Genomic DNA, 22,848 nt, shown 5'->3' with positions numbered 1-22,848 from the left:
AGGTCGAAGCACATCATCAGGCCGAGGAGGACGCCGAGCGCGATCGCGTTGGTGCCGGAGAGACCGTTGAGCCAGTCCGTCATGCCCTTCTGGGCTGGGCATTGTCGTCTCCTGGCTCGGTCGGTCATAGTTCGTGACCAAGATTGTTTTTGAGGGGATTTTCCGGGAGTTCCATTGGGTCGTCCAGAACGTCCGGTCGATCCAGGCGCCGGTCCGGTGCAGCTGTTCGCCCATGAACTGCGCCTGCTGCGGCAGAAGGCGGGCAGCCCCTCGTACCGCGCGATGGCCCACCGTACGGGCCTGTCGGTGTCCGCGCTCTCCCGAGCCGCCGCGGGTGAGCGGCTGCCCTCGGCCGCGGTGGTCCGCGCCTACGTCGAGGCGTGCGACGGCGACCCGGAGGTGTGGGAACCGCGCCGCAGCGCGGCGGCCGAGGAGGCCGCGGAGACGCAGGAATTGTCTCCTACCGAGCCCGACGGTGACGCCACCTCGCCCTACCGCGGACTCGCCCGTTTCGAACCCGGCGACCGCAAGCTCTTCTTCGGGCGTGAGCGGCTCGTCACCGAACTGCTCGGCCTCGTGTGCGAGCGCCGGTTCGCCGCCGTGTTCGGCGCGTCCGGCAGCGGCAAATCGTCGCTGCTGCGGGCGGGACTGATCCCCGCCGTCCAGGAGGCCGCCGGGGAGCGCGGGCGCCCCGCTGTAGTACGGATCCTCACCCCGGGTGAGACGCCCGCCGCCACCTACGGCCATCTGCTGACGCCCGGGGACGGCGACCCCGACAGCTGGTTGATCGTCGACCAGTTCGAGGAGGTCTTCACAATCTGCCGAGACCGCGCCGAGCGCACCCGGTTCATCGACCTGCTGCTGGCGGCCAGGGAGCCGGACTCCCGGCTGCATGTGGTGATCGCGATGCGGGCCGACTTCTACGGGCAGTGCGCCGACCATCCCGGGCTCGCCGACGTGCTGCGCCACTGCGGGCTGCTGATCGGGCCGATGTCCGCGATCGAGCTGCGGGAGGCGGTCACCGGACCCGCCGCCGTCGCCGGGCTCGTCGTCGAACGCGAGCTGACCGCCCGGATCGTCGAGGAGGTCGTCGACCGGCCCGGCGCGCTGCCCATGCTCTCGCACGCCCTGCTGGAGACCTGGCGGCGCCGGCGCGGCCGTATCCTCACACTCGCCGCGTACGAGGCGGCCGGCGGTGTCCAGGGCGCGATCGCCGCGACCGCCGAGCACGCGTACGGAGCGCTGTCGCCCGGCCGGGCGGACATTGCGCAGAAGCTGCTGCTGCGGTTGATCACGCCCGGCGAGGCCGTGCCCGACACCCGGCGTTCGGTCACCCGCGCGGAACTGGACGACTGGGGCGATCCCGAACTTCCGGCGGTCGTCGAGCGGCTGGCCGCCGCCCGGCTGCTCGCCCTCGACGGTGACACGGTCGAACTCGGCCACGAGGCGCTCATCACCAGCTGGCCGCGGCTCGGCCGGTGGATCGACGAGAACCGGGGGCGGCTGATCGCCCATCGGCGCCTCGGCGAGGACGTACGGGCGTGGCTGGACCTGGGCCGTGACGGCGGGGCGCTGTACCGGGGGGTGCGGCTGGAACGGGCGTTGGAGCTGTTCGGGACGCCGGAAACCGGATGGCGTCCCGTCCTCACCGCTCCCGAACGCGCGTTCCTGACCGCCGCGCTGCGGGCCCGCGACGACGAGCGGCACGCGGTGAGCCGTACCCGGCGAAGAACCCGGCGGCTGGTCACCGCCGCCGCCGCGCTGCTCGCGATCGCGCTGATGATCGGGCTGGTCGCCTGGCAGCAACACGACACCGAGCTGCGGGACGACCGGGCGGCGGCCGCCCAGCGGGTCGCCGAGGTGGCCGACAGCATGCGCACCACCGATCCCCGCACGGCCATGCTGCTGGGTCTGGCCGCCTGGCGGATCGCCGCGCTCCCCGAGAGCCGGGCTGCACTGCTCGCCGCGCCGACCCAGCCCGAGCGCGACGTGTTCACGGATCCAGGGCCGGGTGGCGGCAGTGCCGAACGGTTCCTCGTCCGCTCGGGACGGGTCCTGCTGAGCGTCAGCGGCCGCACCTGGCACACCTGGGACACCGTCACTCATCGGGCGATCGCCTCCGGCCGGCTGCCCGTCGACAGCTTGAGCATCGAGGCGGTGAGCCGCGACGGGAAGGTCCTGGCCCTCGACGACGACCAGGGCATACGGCTGTGGAACCTGGCCACCGGCCGGTGGACCGGAACCGCGGCGAACGACGCGGGTGCGGAGATCGACGCGGGTGCGGAGCTCGCCACCTTCGACGCCGCAGCGGACGACTACCTGCTCAGCTCCATCGACGAACCGCGCGTCGAACTGCACGCCCTCTCGGACGGCCGCCCGCTGTTCCGGGCGTCGGCGGGATCCGAGACGAACGTGGCCACCACGGCGGACGGCCGCCTGGTCGCCGTCTGCCCCACCCGCGGCGCCGTCCAGATCCACGACACGGCCAACGGCCGTGCCCTGTCCGGAGGTTGGACGGAGAACCCGGGGGCGGGCAGCTGCGGCGACGACACCTCCCGGCTCGTGTTCGACTCCGGCGGACACCGGCTCGCTGTGGTCTCCGGCGCGGACGTGCGGGTGTGGGACATCGCGTCCGGCCGGGAGGCCGCCACCTTCGACGCTCCGGACTCCGAGTCCGTCGCGTTCAGCGCGGACGGCGCCTTCCTCGCCGCCGCCGGCCCGGCACAGCTCACCGTCTGGCGCCTGTCCGCACCCGACGCGCCCGTCTTCCGCCACTCCCTCGACGGCCACCGCATAAAGGGTGACCTCGCCTGGGACCCGCGCGGATCCGCACTGCGCTACCTCGAAGGCGGCACGGTCCACACCCTCGACCTGGGTCCGGCCGTCACCGCCGCCTGGCGGGACACGGCGCTGGCCGACACCCTGCTCAGCCCCGACGGTCGTACGCTCGCCACCGTCGAACAGCGGCCCGACGGCTACGTCTTCCGGCTCCTGGACCCCGCCACCGGCCGTACCCTGCGCACCCTGCCCACCGCCGCGCTCCCCGTGGCCGCCGACGGCGCCGGGCCGGTGACGGCCGCCGACGTCCAGCCGCTGATGGCGTTCGGCCCGGACGGCACGGCTCTCGCCTACGGCGTCTCCGCGCTGGGCCGCGGTACCTCGGCGCAGCCGTTGACGTTGTGGGACGTCCGCCATGCCCGGGTACGGACGACGCTGGACCTCGGCACCCCCTCCTCACCGTCCGCCGCCGTCGAGGAACTCGCCCTGGGCCCCGGTGGACACCTCCTCGTGGCCGTCCGGGACACCTCCGACGGCACGACGGACACCGAGGCGTGGGACATTTCGGGCCACCGCAGAACCGCCGACCTCGGAGACCTCAACGTCACGGCACTCGCACTGCGCCCCGACGGCGGCCTGCTCATCGGCGGCGACCGGGTGGCGGCTCCGCCCTTCGACCGCAGCTCGTCCCGGACCCTGGGACTCGGGCAGGAGACGGAGGCGGTGGCGTTCAGCGCTGACGGCTCCCGGGTGGCGGTCGGTGACGCGTCCGGCCGGGTCGCCCTGTGGGACGGCAGCCTCGGCCACCGGCTCGGCGTCCTGCCCAACACCTTCCCGGACCCCGTCGGCAGCGGCGCCCCGGAAGCCGTGGCCGCGCTCGCCTTCAGCCCCGACGGCGCCACCCTCGCCGTGGCGGGAGACTCCGGAACTCTCCAGCTCTGGGACACCGCGAACCGGCAGCCCCTCGGCAGCGGCCTCACCACACCCGGCGAGGCCATCACCTCCCTCGCCTTCACCACGGACGGCACCTCGCTCTACGCCAGCAGCCGCCACGCCCCCGCCCAGCGCTACCGGGTGACCCCTGCTTACGCCGCCACCTGGATCTGCGCCCACACGAACACGACGTTGTCAGTGGCCGAGTGGCACACGTACATTCCGGACGCGCCGTACCGGGACGTGTGCCCGGGCAACGGTTGAGGACACCCCCGCAACAGCGGCCCGACAACTCCCTCATCCCGCGCGGGAGCGTGTCGGTGTACGAGATGGGAAGCGGGCAGCTGGTCGCACTCAGGCACCCCGTCGAGCAGGGCGCCGAGCGCCGGCGCCGGCCCGGAACCGCCGCCCCTGCTGGGCCTACGAGGGGTGCGCCGCCGACCGCGGGAGTGACCCCTGCCTGGTCAGAGACCGCCGACGACAGCACTCCGGGTCTGGCGCGGTGGCCTGCCTCTGACCAGGCAACACGGCCGTGTGAGGTGAGTGGACGAAGATGCGGGGAATAAGGTGCGGCAGCCGATGGGAGGTTGCTGTGGAGGGTGGAGATCTGGAACTGGGCGAGCTGTTGGCCGCTGCGGAAGCGGCCCCGCCCAGTGAGTCCGTCGACGTGGTCGCGCGCGACCTGCAGAAGCGGCTCGGCGCGGAGCAGGTGTCGTTCCTCTTCGTCGACCTCATCGGTCAGCGGCTGGTACGCCTCACCGCGGCCGGTGTCGGGGCCACGGAGGACGTGGAGCCGGTCGACCTGCAGGGCAGTGTCTACGACAGCGTGCTGCGCAATCAGCGCCAGCACGTGGAACCGGACGGTCAGGGCGGACGCCGCGTCATCACGCCGGTCACCAACCGCGGTGACTGCATCGGCGTCCTGGAGGTGACCCTGCAGTGCGCCGACGACGCCGTGCTGCGGCAGGTCCGCGACGCGGCACACGCGCTGGCCTACATCATCGTCACGGACGGCCGCTTCACCGACCTGTACCACCTGGGCCGGCGCACCACCGAGACCAGCCTGGCCGCGGAGATCCAGCATCAGCTGCTGCCCTCGGCCCCCTGCTGCGAGGCGGCCCAGTTCACCCTCGCCGCCGGGCTGGTGCCGGCCGACGACATCGGCGGCGACACCTACGACTACACCCTCGACCGCGACACCCTGCACCTGTCCATCACCGATGCGATGGGGCACGACACGAACTCCGCTCTGCTGGCCACCCTGCTGGTCGGCGCGCTGCGGCGGGCGCGGCGCAGTGGCTGTGACGCCCTCAAGCAGGCCGACCACGCCCACCGGGCCCTGCTGAACCACAGCCGCGGGCTGGCCACCGGGCAGTTGCTCTGCGTCGACCTGGAGTCGGGCCGGTGCGAACTGGTCAACGCCGGCCATCCCTGGCCGCTGCGGCTGCGGGACGGCGTCGTGGAAGAGGTCAGGCTCGCCGTCAATCTGCCCTTCGGTGTGGCGGCACCCACCTCCTACCAACTCCAGGAACTGCAACTGCGTCCCGGAGACCGCCTGGTCCTGCTCACCGACGGCATGCTGGAACGCGGTGCGGTTGCGGCGGACCTGGCCTCGGTCATCCACGACACCGGCGACCTGCACCCGCGAGAGGCCGTCCGGGCCTTGACCGCCGCCGTGCTCGACGCCTGCCACGGCAACCTCAGGGACGACGCCACGGTCCTGATCCTGGACTGGTACGGCGATCGCCGCAGACCTGTCGAAACGAGACCTGACCCGCAGGGCTGATCGACACTGGGGAAACCGATCGGTTTTCATTTCGTTCGCCACGAGTTAACCTCGTGGCATGACCATCGAAGTGCAGGCGAGTCCCCGGGAGCGGTTGCTGGAGGCGACGGCTTCGCTCACCTACCGCGAGGGTGCGGGCATAGGCGTCGAGGCGCTGTGCAAGGCGGCGGGGGTGTCGAAGAAGTCCCTGTACCAGCTGTTCGGCAGCAAGGACGAACTGCTGGCGGCGAGCCTGGAGCGGGGCTCGACCTCCTACACGGCGGCGCTCCTGCCCCCGGCGGACGACGGACGCTCGCCTCGGGAGCGGATCCTGCACGTCTTCGAGCAGGTCGAGTCGCAGGCGGGCGCGCCCGAGTTCCAGGGCTGCCAGTACCTTGCCGTGCAGATCGAGCTCAAGGACCAGAGCCATCCAGGGAGCCGGGTGGCCCATCGGGTCAAGGAGGAGCTGACGGGCTTCTTCCGGGCCGAGGCCGCCGAAGGTGGCGCGGGCGATCCCGGCCTTCTGGCCCGGCAGCTCAGCCTCGTCTTCGACGGGGCCAGCGCCCGCGCGGGAATCCGAGCCGACCGTCTCGCAGGGCTCGTCCGCCCCACGGTGGTCGCCCTGCTCGATACAGCGGGCCTGCGCTGACGATCGCCCCGCCTCCTGACACGTCGGTCGCGGTGAGTGTGAACAGCGAGATGAGGGCGACTCGGTTCAGGAGAGGTTGGGGATACAGCCTCTCGGTGGTTCTTCGCCGACCACGGTCGGCGAAGAACCGTCGCGTCCGCAGGGCAGGTCAGTCGTTCAGGGCCTGCTCCAGCGTGGGATGGCAGTCGATGACGGAGTCCAGGCCGACGAGCTGGACGACCCGTGTCACCGGCTCCCGGGCGGCGGCCAGGCGCAGCCAGCCCCGGGCCGCGCTGACCCGGTGGTGGACTTGGACGAAGACGTTGATGCCGGTGGAGTCAAGGAACGTCACGTCACTGAGGTCCGCCACGATCCGAGGTGCCTGACCGTCGTCGGTGTCGTCCTCGGGCAGCAGTGCCGCTGTCAGCAGGTCTTTGACGTCGTGGTCGATGTCTCCGCGCAGCGTCACCACGCGGATGCCGTCAACAGTGGAGTGCGCGATGTATAGCCGCTCTGGTCGGCCTGTTGGCGATATGTCGGTCACCGTTCCTCACCTGAGACCAAGCTGCCCGAGGCAGCGTCCGGGGACGATTGTGCCGCACCACCACGGCCGGTGACACCGGCCAGCCCATGCCGGACATCGCCCCTGGCGCGCACATGGCGCTCCGGGGTCTGCCGGTCACCGGGGTTCCGCCTGCGGTGGTGCTCTGGGTCGGCCGGGAGCAATACGCCTCCTCGGCCGTCCGTACCCAGGTCTTCACCCTCGGCGCCGGGATCAAGAGCACCTTCGCCGCAGCCGGGGCGGGCGCGGCGGGTGCCCTCAGCGGGCTGGGAGCCGTACCCCTGATGCTGGAAACCGCAGCATGCCAGGTGATCGCCGGAGCTCTGGCCGTCGTCCTGCTGACATGCCGACGCACTGGGTCCAGCGAATCCGGGGCAGGTCCGGGCGGCTGCCGGACGTCCGCGAGTTCGCCCCGAACCTCGCGCTTTGCGCGGAACACACCGTCGCGAGAGCCTCGGCGTCGATGAAGGAAGGGGTCGCGGCCGGGCCGTATGTCACCCGGCCGGTCTGATGCGCAGGACAGCGGCCGCATCGAGGACGTCGACGACCTCCAGGCTCATGGCGTCGTTGATGGTCGCGGCGGGTCCCTCGCCGCAGCTGAACCCGACCCCGCCGCCGCCCTCCGAGGACACGCTGCCGCCACCGGAACAGCCCGACACGCTGTAGCCCGAGCCGGTCAGCCGGGCGGCCATGTCGACCTTCCCGCCCGCGATCGCCGTCACCTTGATCGGCCCGAGTCCGTACGCTTCGGGCACGCTCACGGTGTCTCCCACGGCGACCTTGATCTCGCACGTTCCGTCAGCACACGGCCCGGTCGGCGAGGGCGACGGCGTGGACGACGGTCCGGGCGTCTTCGCGGGGTCGGACGCCGACCCCGACCCGCTCGGCCCGCCCTCGGCGCGGGACCCGTCCGAAGAGTCGGAGGAACACGCCGTGAGAAGGGCGAACGCGCACGTGACAACGGCGGCGACGACGGCGGTGGATGACGTCTTTCTACGCATCATGAGGGCCATTGAACCTTCACCACCCACCTCGTCGGAGGTGTTTCGGTCGGGCTCCCCCTCGCGGGCCGGGGTGAGGACGCAACCGTGCCCCCACGCGCGTCCGCACCGCCCCGACAGGGGAGAATGAGGCCCGTACCCAACGGTCGACCCTTGCGGAGGAGCGGGAAATGCAGAACGCGCGAGCGGGGCAGGTCGCCGGGCCCGATGACCTGGTGGATGTGGCCCGTCTGGTCACGGCGTACTACACGCTGCACCCCGACCCGGCAGAACCGGGACAGCGGGTGGCCTTCGGCACCTCGGGACACCGCGGTTCGTCCCTCGCGGCGGCCTTCAACGAGGACCACATCGCCGCCACCAGCCAGGCCATCTGCGAGTACCGGGCCGCCCAGGGCACCGACGGCCCCCTCTTCCTCGGCGCCGACACCCACGCCCTGTCCGAGCCCGCGCGGATCACGGCACTGGAGGTGTTCGCCGCCAACGACGTGACCGTCCTCATCGACGAGACCGACGGCTACACGCCCACTCCCGCCGTCTCGCACGCCATCCTCACCCACAACCGGCACCGGACCTCGGCGCTCGCCGACGGAGTCGTCGTCACGCCGTCGCACAACCCGCCCGCCGACGGCGGCTTCAAGTACAACCCGCCGAACGGCGGCCCCGCCGGTTCCGAGGCGACCTCCTGGATCCAGGACCGGGCCAACGAGATCATCACCGGCGGCCTGAAGGACGTACGGCGCATCCCCTACGCCCGTGCTCTCGCCGCCCCCGGCACCGGCCGCCACGACTTCCTCGGCGCCTACGTGGCCGATCTGCCGAACGTGCTGGACCTGGAGGCGATCCGGTCCGCCGGAGTGCGCATCGGCGCCGACCCGCTGGGCGGTGCCTCGGTCGCCTACTGGGGCCGTATCGCCGAACAGCACCGGCTCGACCTGACGGTGGTCAATCCGCTCACCGATCCCACCTGGCGCTTCATGACGCTCGACTGGGACGGCAAGATCCGCATGGACTGCTCGTCGCCGTACGCCATGGCCTCGCTCATCGAGCAGCGCGACCGGTTCGACATCGCCACCGGCAACGACGCCGACTCCGACCGGCACGGCATCGTCACGCCGGACGCGGGCCTGATGAACCCCAACCACTACCTGGCCGTGGCCATCTCGTACCTGTTCTCGCACCGGGAGCAGTGGCCCGCGGGGGCCGGGATCGGCAAGACGCTGGTGTCGTCGAGCATGATCGACCGGGTCGCGGCGGATCTCGGCAGGACGCTGGTGGAGGTTCCCGTCGGCTTCAAGTGGTTCGTGGACGGCCTGTCCGACGGCACGATCGGCTTCGGCGGCGAGGAGTCGGCCGGCGCGGCCTTCCTGCGCCGCGACGGCTCGGTGTGGACCACCGACAAGGACGGCATCATCCTGGCCCTGCTCGCCTCCGAGATCACGGCGGTCACCGGCAAGAGCCCCTCCCAGCACTACGCCGCGCTCACCGACCGTTTCGGCGCCCCCGCCTACGCGCGCGTCGACGCCCCGGCCTCCCGCGAGGAGAAGGCCCTGCTCGCCAAGCTGTCCCCGCGCCAGGTCACCGCCGACACCCTCGCCGGAGAGCCGGTCACCACGGTCCTCACCGAGGCGCCCGGCAACGGAGCCGCTCTCGGCGGCATCAAGGTGGCCACCGCCAACGCCTGGTTCGCGGCCCGCCCCTCGGGCACCGAGGACGTCTACAAGATCTACGGGGAGTCGTTCCTCGGCCCGGACCATCTGAGCCGGGTCCAGGAGGAGGCCAGGTCAGTGGTGCTGGCGGCACTGAACGCCTGACCCGCGACACCCGGCCCGCGGTCGTGACCCGTTCACGGCCGCGGGCCTCTTCCCGGGGCCGTACCGCACGTCCTGCCGTGTGACCGATCCCTCACCGCACCCCTCGCGGAAAAGGTCGCCCTACCCCTCACCAGGGACGATCGTGGGCGGCATGAACGATCGCGATGAGGCGACGAACGACGAGGCGACGAACAACGAGGCCGACGAGGTCCGCCGGTTCTGGGGCCGACTGGGTCTGCCGGGCCTGATCGACGTCCACACCCACTTCATGCCCGAGCGGGTCCTGCACAAGGTCTGGGAGTACTTCGACACCAACGGGCCGCTGATCGGCGGGCTGGGATGGCCGATCACGTACCGGAAGGCGGAGGCGGAGAGAACGGCCCTGCTGCGGGGATTCGGGGTCAGAGCCTTCACCGCGATGCTCTACCCCCACAAGCCCGGTATGGCCAGGTGGCTCAACGGATGGGCGGCCGACTTCGCCCGCCGCACCCCCGACTGTCTGCACACCGCCACCCTCTACCCCGAGCCGGACGTGGAGACCTACGTACGCGAGGCCGTCGAGGCCGGGGCGCGGGTGTTCAAGGCGCACGTCCAAGTGGGCGGGTACGACCCGGCCGACGAACTCCTCCAGCCGACCTGGGGGCTGCTGGCAGAGGCGGGCGTCCCCGTGGTGATCCACTGCGGCTCCGGGCCCGCGCCGGGCAAGCACACCGGCCCCGAGCCCATCACGCGAGTACTGTCCAGGCACCCCAGGCTGCGGCTGATCGTCGCGCACATGGGCATGCCCGAGTACGAGGAGTTCCTCGACCTCGCCGAGCGGTACGACCAGGTCCGGCTGGACACGACGATGGCGTTCACCGACTTCACCGAGGACTTCATGCCGTTCCCGCGCCGGGCGCTGCCCCGGCTCGCCGCACTCGGTGACCGCATCCTGCTCGGCTCCGACTTCCCCAGCATCCCCTACCCCTACCTGCACCAACTCCACGCCCTGGAACGCCTGGACCTCGGACCGGACTGGCTGCGGGCCGTGTGCCACGACAACGCGCAGAGGCTGTTCGGCGTGTGACACCGGACCCGAGGAGATCCCGTATGACGATCCAGCGGATGGACAGCGTCCTCATCGTCGGCGACGACATCGACGGCGTCGTCGCCCGCCTGCACGCCCACGGTGCCGAACTCGTCGGCGGGATCGCGCAGTACGAGAACATCTACCGGCTCTGCTGCGTCCGCGGCCCCGAGGGCATCGTCGTCGCACGGGCCGAGCAACTCGGCTGACCCCACCGGAGCCCGCGACGGGCCGAGGGGTGGAGGAAGGGCCGCCGCGACCTCCCCAGGTGTGACGGCCCTTCCTCCGGGTAAGCATCGACCCTGCTACCCCGAAGATCCGCACTCATGCCCGGCCCCGCGCGCCTCGCCTCAACCGGCCGCGTGAAGAAGCCGCCGGGAGGGTTGACGGGCGCGCGTGGGGCGGTCACCTTGAGACAGCGCCAGAGGTGTGGGAGCGCTCCCGTGCCGTACGGGTCGTATGGACCACCGTATGGGCCGTACCGGGCATTTCGGGGCAGGGCACCGCACCCCGCCCGACTGTCTCCCGACACCCGAGGACGGCCAGATGCAGCCCTCTCCGCCCCGCCGCTTATCCCGCAGGACTCTGGTGACCGCCACCGCGGCCGGACTGGTCGCAGCCGTCGCCGCCCCCTCTCGGGCGGCCGACGCCGCCTCGACCCGGTTCCACACGGCGGGCCGGGTCAAGGCCGCCGACGACGGGTTCGTGCGGTACAGCTGGCCCGGTATCTACTTCGAGGCCCGGTTCCGCGGCACGGGCGTCGGCGTCCGCCTCGACGACTCCGTCAACGACTACGACGTCCAGGTGGACGGCACGACCACGGCCACCCTCGTGACCCCGGGCCGGACAACCGCCTGGATCAGGGGACTCCCCGACACCGAGCACCGGGTGCGGCTCGTCAAGCGCACCGAAAGCCCTTGGGGCGAGGGCCGGTTCGGCGGCTTCGTCGCCGCGGCGGGCGGCGCGATCCTCGCCAGGCCCGCGGCCCGGCGCAGGCAGATCGAGTTCATTGGAGACTCCTACACCGCGGGCTACGGCAACCTCTCCGGCACCCGTGACTGTTCGAGCAACGGGGGAGTCGACCGGAACACCGACTCCGACCTCTCCTTCGGCGCCCTCACCGCCCGACGCCTCGGCGCCGACCACCAGATCAACGCGTTCTCCGGCCGGGGCATGGTCCGCAACTACAACGGCAGCAGCCCGGGCACCGACTTCCGCACCTACTACGACCGGGCCCTGCTGAGCGTGGAGGGCGACGTCTGGCACAAACCGGCCGACTGGCGGCCGCGGGTCGTCGTCATCGGGCTTGGCCTCAACGACTTCTCGACACCCCTGAATCCGGGCGAGCGTTGGGGCACGCAGGCCGAACTGGTCTCCGCCTACGAGTCCGCCTATCACGGCTTCCTCGACAAACTGCGTGCCCGCTACGGTCCCAGGACGTTCCTCGTCGTCAGCGCCACGAACCTCGGCTCCAGCCCCTTCGCCGAGACCGTCGAGCGTATCGCCCGGACCCGCAACGCGCAGGGCGACGAGCGGGTCGCCCACTGGTACTACGACGACCCCGCTCTGGACCACCTCGGCTGCGACTGGCACCCCTCCGCGCGGGACCACCGGATCATCTCGGGACTGCTCGACGACTACCTCGCCACGCTTCCGCTGTGCTGGTAGCGCACCGGAAAGCGGTGTTCAGCTGATGCAGAGCAGGTTGAGCACGCACAGCCCCGACGGATTGGTCGCGGAAGACGACGTGCTCGTCTGTGAAGACTGCGAACCTCTGGTGCCCGTGCCCGTGCCCGTGCTCGTACCGGTGCTCGTGCCTGTGTTCGTGGTCGTCGTGGTGTCCGTGGACGAGGAAGAGGAGGAGTTCTGCTGCGTCGTCGTGCCGGTCGTGCCCGCTGTCGTGGTGGTCGTGGCGCTCGTGCCGCCGGTGCCGGCGTCGGCCTTGACCGACGTCGAGAGGGTCGACTGCGACTGCGAGGCGGTCGTCGCCGTGGGCGTGGGGGAGCCGGCGGAGTCCGTGTGGACCGAGGACCGGGACGTGGTGGACGCCGAGTCGGCTGTCCGCCGGTGCGAGCCGGTCTTGGCGGAGGGCGTGGCCGTGGACGCCTGCTGTGCCTTGGCGGGCGCCGACTCGGGCAGCTCGTCGTCCGAGGTGGGCAATTCCGCCACGCCCATGGCCCGGTTGTCCGGCGAGGTGGCCGCCTGGGTCCGGGTGTTGGACTGCTGGCTCATCGCGGTGACGGTCAGGCCGCCACCGACGAGGGCGACCGCGGTCGCGACCACGGCCTTGCGCTGGTTCTTCTTCCAGCGGGCCCGCTGTCGCCGCCGTGCCGCCCGTCCCTCCGCCGCCACCGGAGCGTCGGTCACGTCCTCGGACGGGAGGCCGGGGTCGGTCGTTCCGGCAGCCGGTTCCTCGTGGAGGCCCGCGTCGTGCCACTTGGGTGCTTCGTCCCACGCCGCTGCCGCCGCGCCCGTCGTCGCGTACACATGGGCGGGGGGAGCGATGTCCGGGGCGTAGGCGCCGCATCCGGGACACGCCAGGGCGCCGTTGAGATGCCGACGGCACGAGGAGCAGTAGTCCATCTGGTCTTCCTGAGTCGACTGCACCATCGGCCCGATGGCCGTGGCCGGTCTCGTTCGCACGGAGGATCGAGCCGGAGGCAAAAGTAGCGAGGCTTTCGAAAGGCGGTGTGCAGCCTGTGTGATGCTCCTGCGTAGATGTCCGAGGGGTGCGGTGGGGGCGAGGGGTGTACGTCGTATTCGCGCCACTTGTGCGCCATGCGGCCCTCGGCGTGAGCACCGATCGGCCGCTTGCCGCGACGGGGGCACGACCTGGACGGAAAGACTCAGCCAGGTGAGGAGCGGTGCGTCGGCGCGCGCGCCGCCAACGCCTCCAGCAGGAGTTCGACCGCCTCCTCGAACGAGCCCTCCGCCAGCCCCGGCAGCTCGCGGCGTACGACGGTCAGCGCAGGGTACGCCTGCGGGTCCAGGTCCTGGTAGACCTCGCGCCACGCCCGCTGGTCGGCCTCGCGCTGCTGCCGGGGGAGTGCCTGGAACGCCGCGTCCGTGGCGGCGTGGCTGAGCACGGTGTCGATGAAGGCCAGGTACAGGCGTGCGGCGGCGGCCGGCTCGAAGCCCGCGGACAGCAGCAGGCCGATGCCCATGTCCACGGCCCGGATCTCGCTCCTGCGCCGGGTCACCCGGTGCGCGGCGAGGGCGGCCGCCCGGGGGTGGGCGAGGTATCCGGCTCGCACCCGCAGCGCCATCTCGCGCAGCGAGGCCACCCAGTCGTCCCCGGGGACGAACCCCGCCATCGCGTCGCCGATGATCCGGTCCGCGATGGCGAGCACCAGGTCGTCGGTGTCGTGGAAGTAGCGGTAGAGGGCGGTCGGGTCACAGCCCAGCGCCGCACCGAGCCGGCGCACGCTCAGCGCCTCGGAACCGTGCTCACCGATCAGCCGCAGGGCGGTCGCGACGATCAGATCCTCGGACAGCAGGACTCCGGAGCGGGTGGGCCGCCGGCGTCGGCGTTCCTCTGGGACACGACTGGACATGGCTGGTTCCTCTCGCCGGGAGCCCGCCACCGTCGGGCGGCTCTCCTCGGGCCCCTCAGTGAACGACCCCGGTCCGCCTTACGTCAACAGGGTTGACCCAAGGTGGACGTCGGCGGTTCCATCACCTCACCGCGCGGCTCTTCCCCTCTTCCTCGTCCTCCGTCCCCGAGGAGCCCTCCATGTCGTCCAGACCGCCCCTCTCCTCCGCACCGAGCGCACCGAGCCCGGATCTGCGCCGTTCCCTCGGCGTCGTCGACGGCGTGGCCATCGCCGCGTCCAGCACCGCGGCCACCACCAGCATCGCCATCGGCATGGGCACGATCGCGACCATCGTGGGCCTGCAGGCCCCGGCACTGCTGCTCCTGGCCTTCCTGCCGGTCCTCGGCATCGCCACCGCCTATGCCCGCCTGAACCGCTCCGAGCCCAACTGCGGCAACGGCTACGTCTGGGTCGGCAAGTCCCTCGGCCCCTGGCCCGGCTTCCTGACCGGCTGGGTGACCCTCGTCGGTTCGGTCATCTTCTGCGCCTACACCAGCGCCATCATGGGCTCGGTCGTCCTGGCCTTCGCCAACAAGGCGGGTCTGCACAGCGTCGCCGGCCTCGCCCTCGATCCGACGTCCACCGGCGTGACCACGGCGGTCGGCCTGGTGATCCTCCTCGCCCTCACCGCGCTGGCCGTCACCGGGGTGCGGTCCGCCACCCGCTTCCAGTTCGCCCTCCTGGTCTTCGAGTACGCGGTCCTGCTGGCCTTCTGCGGCTGGGCCCTGATCACCGGCGACCACGCCGTGTCCTTGTCCTGGTTCAACCCCTTCGAGATCTCCAGCGGCACCACCTTCGCCCAGGGCATGGTCCTCGCGGTCTTCTTCTTCTGGGGCTGGGACGCGGCGTTCAGCGTCAACGAGGAGACCAAGAGCCCGGGCGACGCGGCCCGCGGCGGCCTCATCGCCCTCTTCGCGATGCTCGGGCTGTTCCTCTTCGCCTCGGTCGCCTTCCAACGGGAGATGAGCCTGGCGGAACTCGTCAGGAACGGCCCCCAGGCCCTCCCGTACCTCGGCGAGAAACTGGCCGCCGAACCCTGGGCCACCCTCCCCCTGGTCGCGCTGATGTTCTCCGCGGTCGCCTCCGTGCAGGCCACTCTGATCCCCACGGCACGCGGTCTGTTCGCGATGAGCCGCGACCGCACGATGGGACCGGTGTGGACCCGCGTCCACCCGCGCTACGGCACCCCGGCCGCCGGCACGGTCGTCGTGATGGCCGTGGCCGGCGTGATCGCCGTACTGGCCGTCGCGATCCCCAAGCTGAGCGACATGCTGCTGGCCGCCGTCAACGCCATCGGCCTGATCGTCGCCCTCTACTACGGCCTCACCGCGCTCGCCTGCGCCGTGCGCTTCCGCTCCGCGCGCCGCGACGGCGCGCGCGAGGCGCTGCTCGCCATCGGCGTGCCCGCCGTGTCCGGCCTGATCCTGCTCGGCCTCGGCGGCTACCTCGGATACTCCTACCTGACCATGAGCGACCACTTCGAACTCAGCCCGGACAACGGCTGGTTCATGTTCTCGCTGCCCGCCGCGATCGTCCTCGCCGGCCTCGGCATGGCCGCCGTCGCCAAGTACGTGAGGCACTCGCCGTACTTCACCACGGGGCGCGGCACCGACGCCGAGTCCCTGACCCTGCCGATGGACCGTACGGCCGTCTGACCGTCTCTGGAGCTCACTCACATGTCACACACCGCGGACCTCGTCCTCACCGGCGGTCCCGTGCACACCGTCGATCCCGCCCGCAGCCGCGCCACCTCCGTGGCCGTGCGCGACGGGCGGATCGCCGCCGTCGGCCACGACGAGGTGCGCGAGCTGATCGGCCCGCGCACCGAAGTCGTCGACCTGGCCGGGAAGTTGCTGCTCCCGGGCTTCCAGGACGCCCATGTCCACCCGCAGGGCGCGGGCCTCGAACTCGGCCTGTGCCACCTCGCCGACACCGTCGACCCGGCCGAGTACCTGCGCAGGATCAGGGCCTACGCCGACCAGCACCCGGACGCCGAGTGGATCACCGGGGGCGGCTGGTCCCTGGAGGCGTTCCCCGGCGGGGCGCCCACCGCCACCGCCCTCGACGCCGTCGTCCCCGACCGGCCCGTCTTCCTGCCCAACCGCGACCACCACGGGGCCTGGGTCAACAGCCGTGCCCTGCAACGCGCGGGCATCGACGCCCGTACGCCCGACCCCGCCGACGGCCGGATCGAACGCGACGCCGACGGCAACCCCACCGGCATGCTCCAGGAGGGCGCCGTCCACCTCGTGGGCAGGCTGGTCCCCGACCCCACACCGGAGGAACAACTCACGGCCCTGCTCCGGGCGCAGGCCGTGCTGCACTCGTACGGCGTCACCGCCTGGCAGGACGCCATCGTCGGCGCGTACGCCAACATGACCGACCCGGCGCCCTCCTATCTCGCGGCCCTCGACCGGGGCCTGCTCACCGCCCGGGTCGTCGGCGCCCTGTGGTGGGACCGCGAACGGGGCGCCGAACAGATCCCCGAACTCGTCGCCCGCCGCGAGGAGTTGAACCGAGGCCGGTTCCGCGCCACCACCGTGAAGGTCATGCAGGACGGCATCGCGGAGAACCACACCGCCGCGATGCTCGACCCCTATCTGACCGGCTGCGGCTGTGCCTCGGACAACAGTGGCATCAGCTTCGTCGAGCCCGGTGATCTGAGGAAGTACGTCACCGAGCTGGACGCGTCCGGCTTCCAGGTCCACTTCCACGCGCTCGGCGACCGCGCGGTACGCGAGGCCCTCGACGCCGTGGAGGCCGCCCGCACGGCCAACGGACGGCGCGACACACGGCACCACCTGGCGCACCTACAGGTCGTGCACCCGCACGACATCCCCCGGTTCCGCGCCCTGGGCGCGAGCGCCAACCTCCAGATGCTGTGGGCGGCCCACGAACCGCAGATGGACGAACTGACCCTGCCGTTCCTCGGCGACGAACGCGGGGCACGCCAGTACCCCTTCGGCGACCTGCTGCGGGCCGGTGCCACCCTGGCCGCCGGCAGCGACTGGCCGGTCAGCAGCCCCGACCCGTTCCAGGCCATCCATGTCGCCGTCAACCGGATCGCCCCCGGCGCCCCCGAGGGCACCCCGGAGTTCCTGCCCGGGCAGCGCCTCGACCTGGGCACCGCCATCGCCGCGTACACGGCGGGCAGCGCCTATGTGAACCACCTCGACGACATCACCGGCAGCATCGCCGTCGGAAAGTCGGCCGACCTCGTCCTACTCGACCGGGATCCGTTCGCGGCCCAGGCCGAGGAGATCGCGGCCACCCGGGTCCTCGAGACCTTCGTCGAAGGGCGGCGGGTGCACACGGCCGACGACGCCTGAGCCACCGGACGGCCGTGCGGGGCGGCTGATTCGGATGTCGGTCGACGGGGCACAGGAGTAGCTGGTCTGAAACCCGTCGACCCGAGGAACGTCATGGCACCACACAGCCCCGCCCAGGTCCGCGGAGCGGCCCTGCTCGCCGATCCCCTCCTCAACAAGGGCACCGCCTTCAGCGCCGAGGAGCGCGCCGAACTCGGCCTGGACGGGCTGCTGCCACCGGCGACCGAGACCCTCGACGAACAGGCAGACCGGGCGTACGAGGCGTTCCTCGGCTACGACAAGCCGCTCAACCGGCACATCTACCTGCGTCAGCTCCAGGACACCAACGAGGTGCTCTTCTACGGCCTGCTCACGCGGCACCTGGAAGAGATGCTGCCGGTCGTCTACACCCCGACGGTCGGCGAGGCCTGCCGCCGCTTCAGCGAGATCTACCGCAGGCCGCGCGGTCTGTTCCTGACGTACGAGGACCGGCACCGCTTCCGGGAGATCCTGCGCAACCGGCCGGGCGGCGAGGTCGACGTCATCGTCGTCACCGACGGCCAGCGCATCCTCGGCCTCGGCGACCAGGGCGTCGGCGGTATGGGCATCCCGATCGGCAAACTCAGCCTCTACACCGCCATCGGCGGCATCCACCCGGCCCGCACCCTGCCGATCCTCCTCGACGTCGGCACCGACAACGAGCAACTGCTCGCGGGCGAGCACTACCTCGGCCGCAGGCAGCACCGCGTCACCGGGGACGCCTACGACGAGATGATCGAGGCCTTCGTCTCCGCCGTGGAAGCCGAACTCCCCGGCACCCTGCTCCAGTGGGAGGACTTCGCGACCGCCCACGCCCGCCCCATCCTCGGCCGCTACCAGGACCGGCTGCTCACCTTCAACGACGACATCCAGGGCACGGCGGCCGTCGCGCTGGGCGCCCTGACCACCGCCACGAAGGTCGCCGGAGCATCCCTGACGGACCATCGGATCGTGGTCCTGGGCGCGGGATCGGCGGCGATCGGGGTTGCCGACATGATCCGTACCGCACTCGTGGAGGAGGGCCTGTCCGAGGAGGAGGCGGCCGACCGGTTCTGGTTCGTCGACATCGACGGTCTGCTGGTGGATTCCCGAACCGATCTCACACCGGAGCAGCGGGTCTACGCGCGCGACGAGGCGGAGGTTCGGCAGTGGGGCGGGGACGCGCCCGACCTCGCCCGGGTCGTCGGCGCGGTGAAACCGACGGTGCTGATCGGGCTGTCCACGGCGCACGGGGCGTTCACCGAGGAGATCGTGCGCACGATGGCCGACTCCTGCGACCGGCCGGTGATCCTGCCCCTGTCCAACCCGACCTCGAATGCCGAGGCCGACCCGGCCGACCTCGCCCGCTGGACCGACGGCAGGGCCCTGATCGCCGCCGGATCACCCTTCCCGCCGCTGAAGGTCGACGGCCGCGAGGTGCCGGTGGCGCAGGCCAACAACGTCTACGTCTTCCCGGCCGTCGGCCTGGCGGTCACCGCCTGCCGGGCCACCCGGGTGACCGACCGCATGATGGTGGCGGCGGCCCGGGCCGTGGGGGACTGCGCGGTACGGGCGGGCACCGACGGCGCCACCCCGCTGCTGCCCCCGCTGGCGAGCATGCGGGACGCGGCCCGCGAGATCGCGCTCACGGTGGCACAGGCCGCCGTCGAGGACCGCGTCGCCCCCGAGGCGACGGAGGCCGAGCTGCGCGAGGCGATCACGAAGGCCCAGTGGACACCGCGGTACCCCTCCTGAGCGCCGGGCCGGGGCGAGAAGGTGGCCCGGTGCCTGTGACAGTATCGGCGGTGGGCGTGAGGCCGCCTGCTGGGGTCGAGGGCGGAGGACGAGTGACATGGACCGGCCGCCGGGCATGATGGACGTGGCCCGGGAGGCCGGCGTCTCGCACATCACCGTCTCCCGTGTCATCAACGGTCATCCGTCGGTCCGGCCGGAGACCCGGACTCGGGTCGAGGCGGCGATCCAGAAGCTGGGATACCGCCGCAACAGCGTCGCCAGGGCCCTCAAGAGCCGTCGTTCCTCGACGATCGGCGTGGTGATCGTCGGATCGGAACTGTTCGAGCTGCCGCGCATCCTGCTCGGGGTGGAGACGGCCGCCAAGCAGGCCGGTTACTGGGTGAGCCTGGCCAGCCGGCAGGGCGAGAGCACCATCGGTGACCTCATGGAGACGGTGCAGCGGCTCACCGACCAGTCGGTGGAGGCCATCGCGGTCGTCGCCGACCGGCCCGGCACGGTGGAGGCGTTGTCCGGCCTCACCCTCGGGGTGCCGGTGGCGGTGGTGATGTCAGGCAACGCGCCCGACCCCGAGCTCAGCTTCGTCGAGGTCGACCAGGCACTCGGTGCCCGGCTCGCGGTCCGGCACCTCCTCGACCTCGGACACCGGGACATCGCCCACCTGACGGGTGCGCTGCGCACCTTCGACGCGCGGGCCCGCCTCGACGGCTGGCAGGCAGAACTCACCGCCGCGGCAGCCCGAGGAGCCCTGCTGGAAGGCGATTTCAGCGCGGAGAGCGGGTTCCGCCTGGCCCACGAACTCCGCGACGCCGAGCGCGGCCTGCCCACCGCGGTCTTCGCGGGGAACGACCAGATGGCGATGGGCGTGCTGGCCGCCTTCGCCGAACGGGGCGTGAAGGTACCGCACGACGTGTCGGTCGTCGGCTTCGACGACATGAAGGGCGCCGGATACCTGGTGCCCGCCCTGACCACGGTCCGCCAGGACTTCGCCCACCTCGGCAGGAGCGCCATCGAGCTGTTGGTGCGCAGGGTGGACGGGGAGCCGGCACAGCGGCAGAAGCTCACGCCGGAACTCGTCGTACGGCGCAGCACCGCCGCACCCCGCGCGGACTCCTGAAGCACGGCTGCGAACCCCGAGCGGGTTTGGTCCCGGTGAGGGTCTTGACAGCTTGTTAACGTTAACATCACCGTGGTTCACGGACACCACCCCTCAGCCCCTGGTCATCACCGGAAAGTGACCCGCATGTCGACAGCCCAGCCCCTGTCCTTCCCCGCCACCTTCCTCCTCGGCTCGGCGACCGCCGCCTACCAGATCGAGGGCGCCGCCGACGAGGACGGGCGCGGCCCCTCCATCTGGGACACCTACTCCCACACGCCGGGCAAGACGTGGAACGGCGACACCGGTGACGTGGCCGCCGACCACTACCACCGCCTCGACGAGGACCTCGACCTCATGGCCTCCCTGGGGCTGAAGGCCTACCGCTTCTCCATCGCCTGGCCGCGCATCCAGCCCACCGGCCGGGGCCCGATCAACCCCAAGGGGCTGGACTTCTACAGTCGGCTGGTCGACGGCCTGCTCCAGAGGGACATCGCCCCCGTCGCGACCCTGTACCACTGGGACCTGCCGCAGGCCCTCGAGGACGAGGGCGGCTGGACGAACCGCGCGACCGCCTTCGCCTTCGCCGACTACGCCCGTCTCGTCGGCGAAGCCCTCGGCGACCGGGTGGCGATCTGGACGACGCTGAACGAGCCGTGGTGCTCCGCCTACCTCGGCTACGGCGCCGGGGCCCACGCCCCCGGCCGCAAGGACGGCGCCGCGGCACTGGCCGCGGTCCACCACCTCAACCTCGCCCACGGGCTGGCGGTCCAGCAACTCAGGCAGGTCACCACCAACGACCCGCAGTACTCCATCACCCTCAACTTCCATGTCCTGCGCGGTGACGGAGACGGCGCCGAGGAGGCCGTACGCCGGATCGACGCGCTGGCCAACCGCGCCTTCACCGAGCCCCTGCTGCGCGGCCACTACCCGCAGGACCTCCTGGAGGACACCGCGGCCGTCACGGACTGGTCGTTCGTCGAGGACGGCGACCTAGCCCTGATCCACCAGCCCCTGGACCTGCTCGGCGTCAACTACTACGCCACCACCAGGGTTCGCCTGTGGGACGGGGCGACGGCACGTCAGAACAACGACGGCCACAAGGACATGGGCGGCTCGGCCTGGCCCGGTTCGCCCCAGGTCGAGTTCGTCGCCCAGGAGGGCCCGCACACCGCCATGGGCTGGAACATCGACCCCGACGGACTCGAAGAGCTCCTCCTGGACCTGCACAGCCGTTTCCCGGACCAGCCGCTGGTGATCACCGAGAACGGAGCGGCCTTCGAGGACCAGGTCACCACCGGCCCCGACGGCAGCCCCGCCGTCCATGACCCGGAGCGCGTCGACTACCTCCACCGGCACTTCGTCGCCGCCCACCGGGCGCTTCGTGCCGGCGTCGATCTGCGCGGCTACTTCGTGTGGTCGCTGATGGACAACTTCGAGTGGGGATACGGCTATTCGAAGCGCTTCGGCATCGTCCACATCGACTACGGCACCCAGCGCCGCACCCTGAAGGACAGCGCCCTGTGGTACCGGGAACTGGCGAGGACGGGCACCATCCCGGCACCGGGAGTAAAGGAGTAGCTCGACACGGCAACGGTTGCAGGCTGCTCGGTCGAGGGCCAGGGCTCGGGCCGGTCAGGCGGGCTCCCACAGTTCGATGCGATGGCCCTCCGGGTCGGTGACCCAGCCGAATCGGCCGACCCCCGCCATGTCCTGTGTCTCCTCGGCGACGTCCGCTCCGCAGGCACGCAGTTGCGCGAGCATCGCGTCCAGGTCGCGGACCCGGAAGTTGAGCATGGTCTGTTGGGTGGGGGATCCGAAGTAGTCGCTGCCGGCCGGGAAGGTCGCGAAGACCGTGGGCCCGTCCTCCTGACGCCACAAGCCGTTCTCGTCGGCGTCCAGGCCCAGGCAGTCGCGGTACCAGGCGGTCAGCGCCGCAGGGGCGGCGGCTCTGAGGAAGTATCCGCCGATTCCAAGCACACGTTCCATGCCGGCCATCTTGCCAGGCGGGCGGCAGGACGGAGCGGCACGCCACCGATGTGCGCTCTGGTGACGTGCCGCCGTACCGGACTTCAGTCGGTCGTGGCGTCGCGGACCAGGGCGGTGTCGACGAACTGTTCGAAGCGGACGATGAGTCCGGCGCGGACGATGAAGTGGTGGGCGACGCGGACGTCGATGGCTTTGCGGGTGGCCTTGTGGGTCGCGGTGTAGCGGGCGAGGACGACGACGTTCTCGCCGTCGACGACGTAGGTGTCGTCGTGGGCGGTCCAGTCGTCCCAGTCCTTGCCGAGCTGTTCCATGACGTTGGACGTGACGCCGTCGGGGGTGCGGTAGGTGCCGGCCAGGGGGAAGCCGGCCATCTCGGTCCACTCCACGTCGGGGGCGAGGGTGGCGCGCAGGGCGTCCAGGTCGCCGGCGGCCGAGGCCAGGTACTGGCGGCGGACGACGTCGGCGGGCGCGGTGGAGGTGGCGAACTCACTCATGGTCAGCCCCACTTCATCTCGCCCTTGGCGACCTTCGAGCCGATCTGGGCGGCG

General features: G+C 71.5%; 18 protein-coding genes. 12 read left to right on the top strand and 6 right to left on the bottom strand.

The genetic code is table 11. The features are described 5' to 3' along the window. The first annotated feature begins 216 nt into the window (after positions 1-216). From ABZT93_RS39370 to ABZT93_RS39360, 3 genes are all read left to right on the top strand, one after another. Positions 217-3,975: a hypothetical protein gene (locus ABZT93_RS39370; protein ID WP_356113762.1), complete on the top strand. Its 3,759-nt coding sequence runs from the start codon at positions 217-219 to the stop codon at positions 3,973-3,975. 328 nt (positions 3,976-4,303) lie between these two features. Further along, positions 4,304-5,497: a PP2C family protein-serine/threonine phosphatase gene (locus ABZT93_RS39365; protein WP_356113760.1), complete on the top strand. Its 1,194-nt coding sequence runs from the start codon at positions 4,304-4,306 to the stop codon at positions 5,495-5,497. A 58-nt stretch (positions 5,498-5,555) separates the two neighbouring features. Then, complete coding sequence (locus tag ABZT93_RS39360) at positions 5,556-6,125, top strand: TetR/AcrR family transcriptional regulator (RefSeq protein ID WP_356113758.1); 570 nt, start codon at positions 5,556-5,558, stop codon at positions 6,123-6,125. Between the two features lie 148 nt (positions 6,126-6,273). Here ABZT93_RS39360 and ABZT93_RS39355 read toward each other — a convergent pair whose 3' ends face one another. Together ABZT93_RS39355 and ABZT93_RS39350 are read right to left on the bottom strand one after the other, a co-directional pair. Next, entirely contained in the window at positions 6,274-6,648 is a 375-nt protein-coding gene (locus ABZT93_RS39355; protein ID WP_356113756.1) for an STAS domain-containing protein, read from the bottom strand. A gap of 512 nt (positions 6,649-7,160) precedes the next feature. Next, positions 7,161-7,427, bottom strand: a complete 267-nt coding sequence (locus tag ABZT93_RS39350) for a hypothetical protein (protein ID WP_356113754.1) — start codon at positions 7,425-7,427, stop codon at positions 7,161-7,163. A 410-nt stretch (positions 7,428-7,837) separates the two neighbouring features. Between ABZT93_RS39350 and pgm the strand changes: the two genes are divergently transcribed. The 4 genes from pgm to ABZT93_RS39330 all read left to right on the top strand — a co-directional run bounded on the left by pgm (position 7,838) and on the right by ABZT93_RS39330 (position 12,212). Next, complete coding sequence (gene pgm / locus ABZT93_RS39345) at positions 7,838-9,478, top strand: phosphoglucomutase (alpha-D-glucose-1,6-bisphosphate-dependent) (protein WP_356113752.1); 1,641 nt, start codon at positions 7,838-7,840, stop codon at positions 9,476-9,478. A 151-nt stretch (positions 9,479-9,629) separates the two neighbouring features. Beyond that, positions 9,630-10,544 carry an amidohydrolase family protein gene (locus ABZT93_RS39340; protein ID WP_356113750.1) on the top strand — a complete coding sequence of 305 codons (915 nt, stop codon included), beginning with the start codon at positions 9,630-9,632 and terminating at the stop codon, positions 10,542-10,544. Between the two features lie 23 nt (positions 10,545-10,567). Next, positions 10,568-10,753 (top strand): hypothetical protein, encoded by a 186-nt coding sequence (locus tag ABZT93_RS39335; protein ID WP_356113748.1) that lies wholly within the window; start codon positions 10,568-10,570, stop codon positions 10,751-10,753. A gap of 337 nt (positions 10,754-11,090) precedes the next feature. Then, positions 11,091-12,212: an SGNH/GDSL hydrolase family protein gene (locus ABZT93_RS39330; RefSeq protein WP_356113746.1), complete on the top strand. Its 1,122-nt coding sequence runs from the start codon at positions 11,091-11,093 to the stop codon at positions 12,210-12,212. Positions 12,213-12,230: 18 nt separating this feature from the next. Here the strand turns inward: ABZT93_RS39330 and ABZT93_RS39325 are convergent, their stop codons facing one another. Together ABZT93_RS39325 and ABZT93_RS39320 are read right to left on the bottom strand one after the other, a co-directional pair. After that, complete coding sequence (locus ABZT93_RS39325; protein ID WP_356113744.1) at positions 12,231-13,154, bottom strand: hypothetical protein; 924 nt, start codon at positions 13,152-13,154, stop codon at positions 12,231-12,233. Between the two features lie 236 nt (positions 13,155-13,390). Next, positions 13,391-14,098, bottom strand: a complete 708-nt coding sequence (locus ABZT93_RS39320) for a TetR family transcriptional regulator (RefSeq protein WP_356113742.1) — start codon at positions 14,096-14,098, stop codon at positions 13,391-13,393. Positions 14,099-14,277: 179 nt separating this feature from the next. Between ABZT93_RS39320 and ABZT93_RS39315 the strand changes: the two genes are divergently transcribed. From ABZT93_RS39315 to ABZT93_RS39295, 5 genes are all read left to right on the top strand, one after another. After that, positions 14,278-15,792: an APC family permease gene (locus ABZT93_RS39315; RefSeq protein WP_356113740.1), complete on the top strand. Its 1,515-nt coding sequence runs from the start codon at positions 14,278-14,280 to the stop codon at positions 15,790-15,792. A gap of 21 nt (positions 15,793-15,813) precedes the next feature. Then, complete coding sequence (locus tag ABZT93_RS39310) at positions 15,814-17,466, top strand: amidohydrolase (RefSeq protein ID WP_356113739.1); 1,653 nt, start codon at positions 15,814-15,816, stop codon at positions 17,464-17,466. A gap of 93 nt (positions 17,467-17,559) precedes the next feature. Then, complete coding sequence (locus ABZT93_RS39305) at positions 17,560-19,218, top strand: NAD-dependent malic enzyme (protein ID WP_356113737.1); 1,659 nt, start codon at positions 17,560-17,562, stop codon at positions 19,216-19,218. 97 nt (positions 19,219-19,315) lie between these two features. Beyond that, the gene (locus ABZT93_RS39300) at positions 19,316-20,332 is read left to right on the top strand and encodes a LacI family DNA-binding transcriptional regulator (protein ID WP_356113735.1); all 1,017 of its coding nucleotides are present in this window, start codon (positions 19,316-19,318) and stop codon (positions 20,330-20,332) included. Between the two features lie 126 nt (positions 20,333-20,458). After that, positions 20,459-21,892, top strand: coding sequence for a GH1 family beta-glucosidase (locus ABZT93_RS39295; protein ID WP_356113732.1), 1,434 nt, complete (start codon positions 20,459-20,461; stop codon positions 21,890-21,892). Between the two features lie 54 nt (positions 21,893-21,946). Here the strand turns inward: ABZT93_RS39295 and ABZT93_RS39290 are convergent, their stop codons facing one another. After that, positions 21,947-22,300: a VOC family protein gene (locus ABZT93_RS39290; protein WP_356113729.1), complete on the bottom strand. Its 354-nt coding sequence runs from the start codon at positions 22,298-22,300 to the stop codon at positions 21,947-21,949. Between the two features lie 83 nt (positions 22,301-22,383). Further along, entirely contained in the window at positions 22,384-22,794 is a 411-nt protein-coding gene (locus ABZT93_RS39285) for a nuclear transport factor 2 family protein (protein ID WP_356113727.1), read from the bottom strand. Between the last annotated feature and the right edge of the window lie 54 nt (positions 22,795-22,848).

Source organism: Streptomyces sp. NPDC005303 (assembly GCF_040607335.1).
GTDB lineage: Bacteria > Actinomycetota > Actinomycetes > Streptomycetales > Streptomycetaceae > Streptomyces.
Note: the sequence above shows the minus strand (reverse complement) of the source record. Positions and strands in the feature narration are given on the sequence as shown.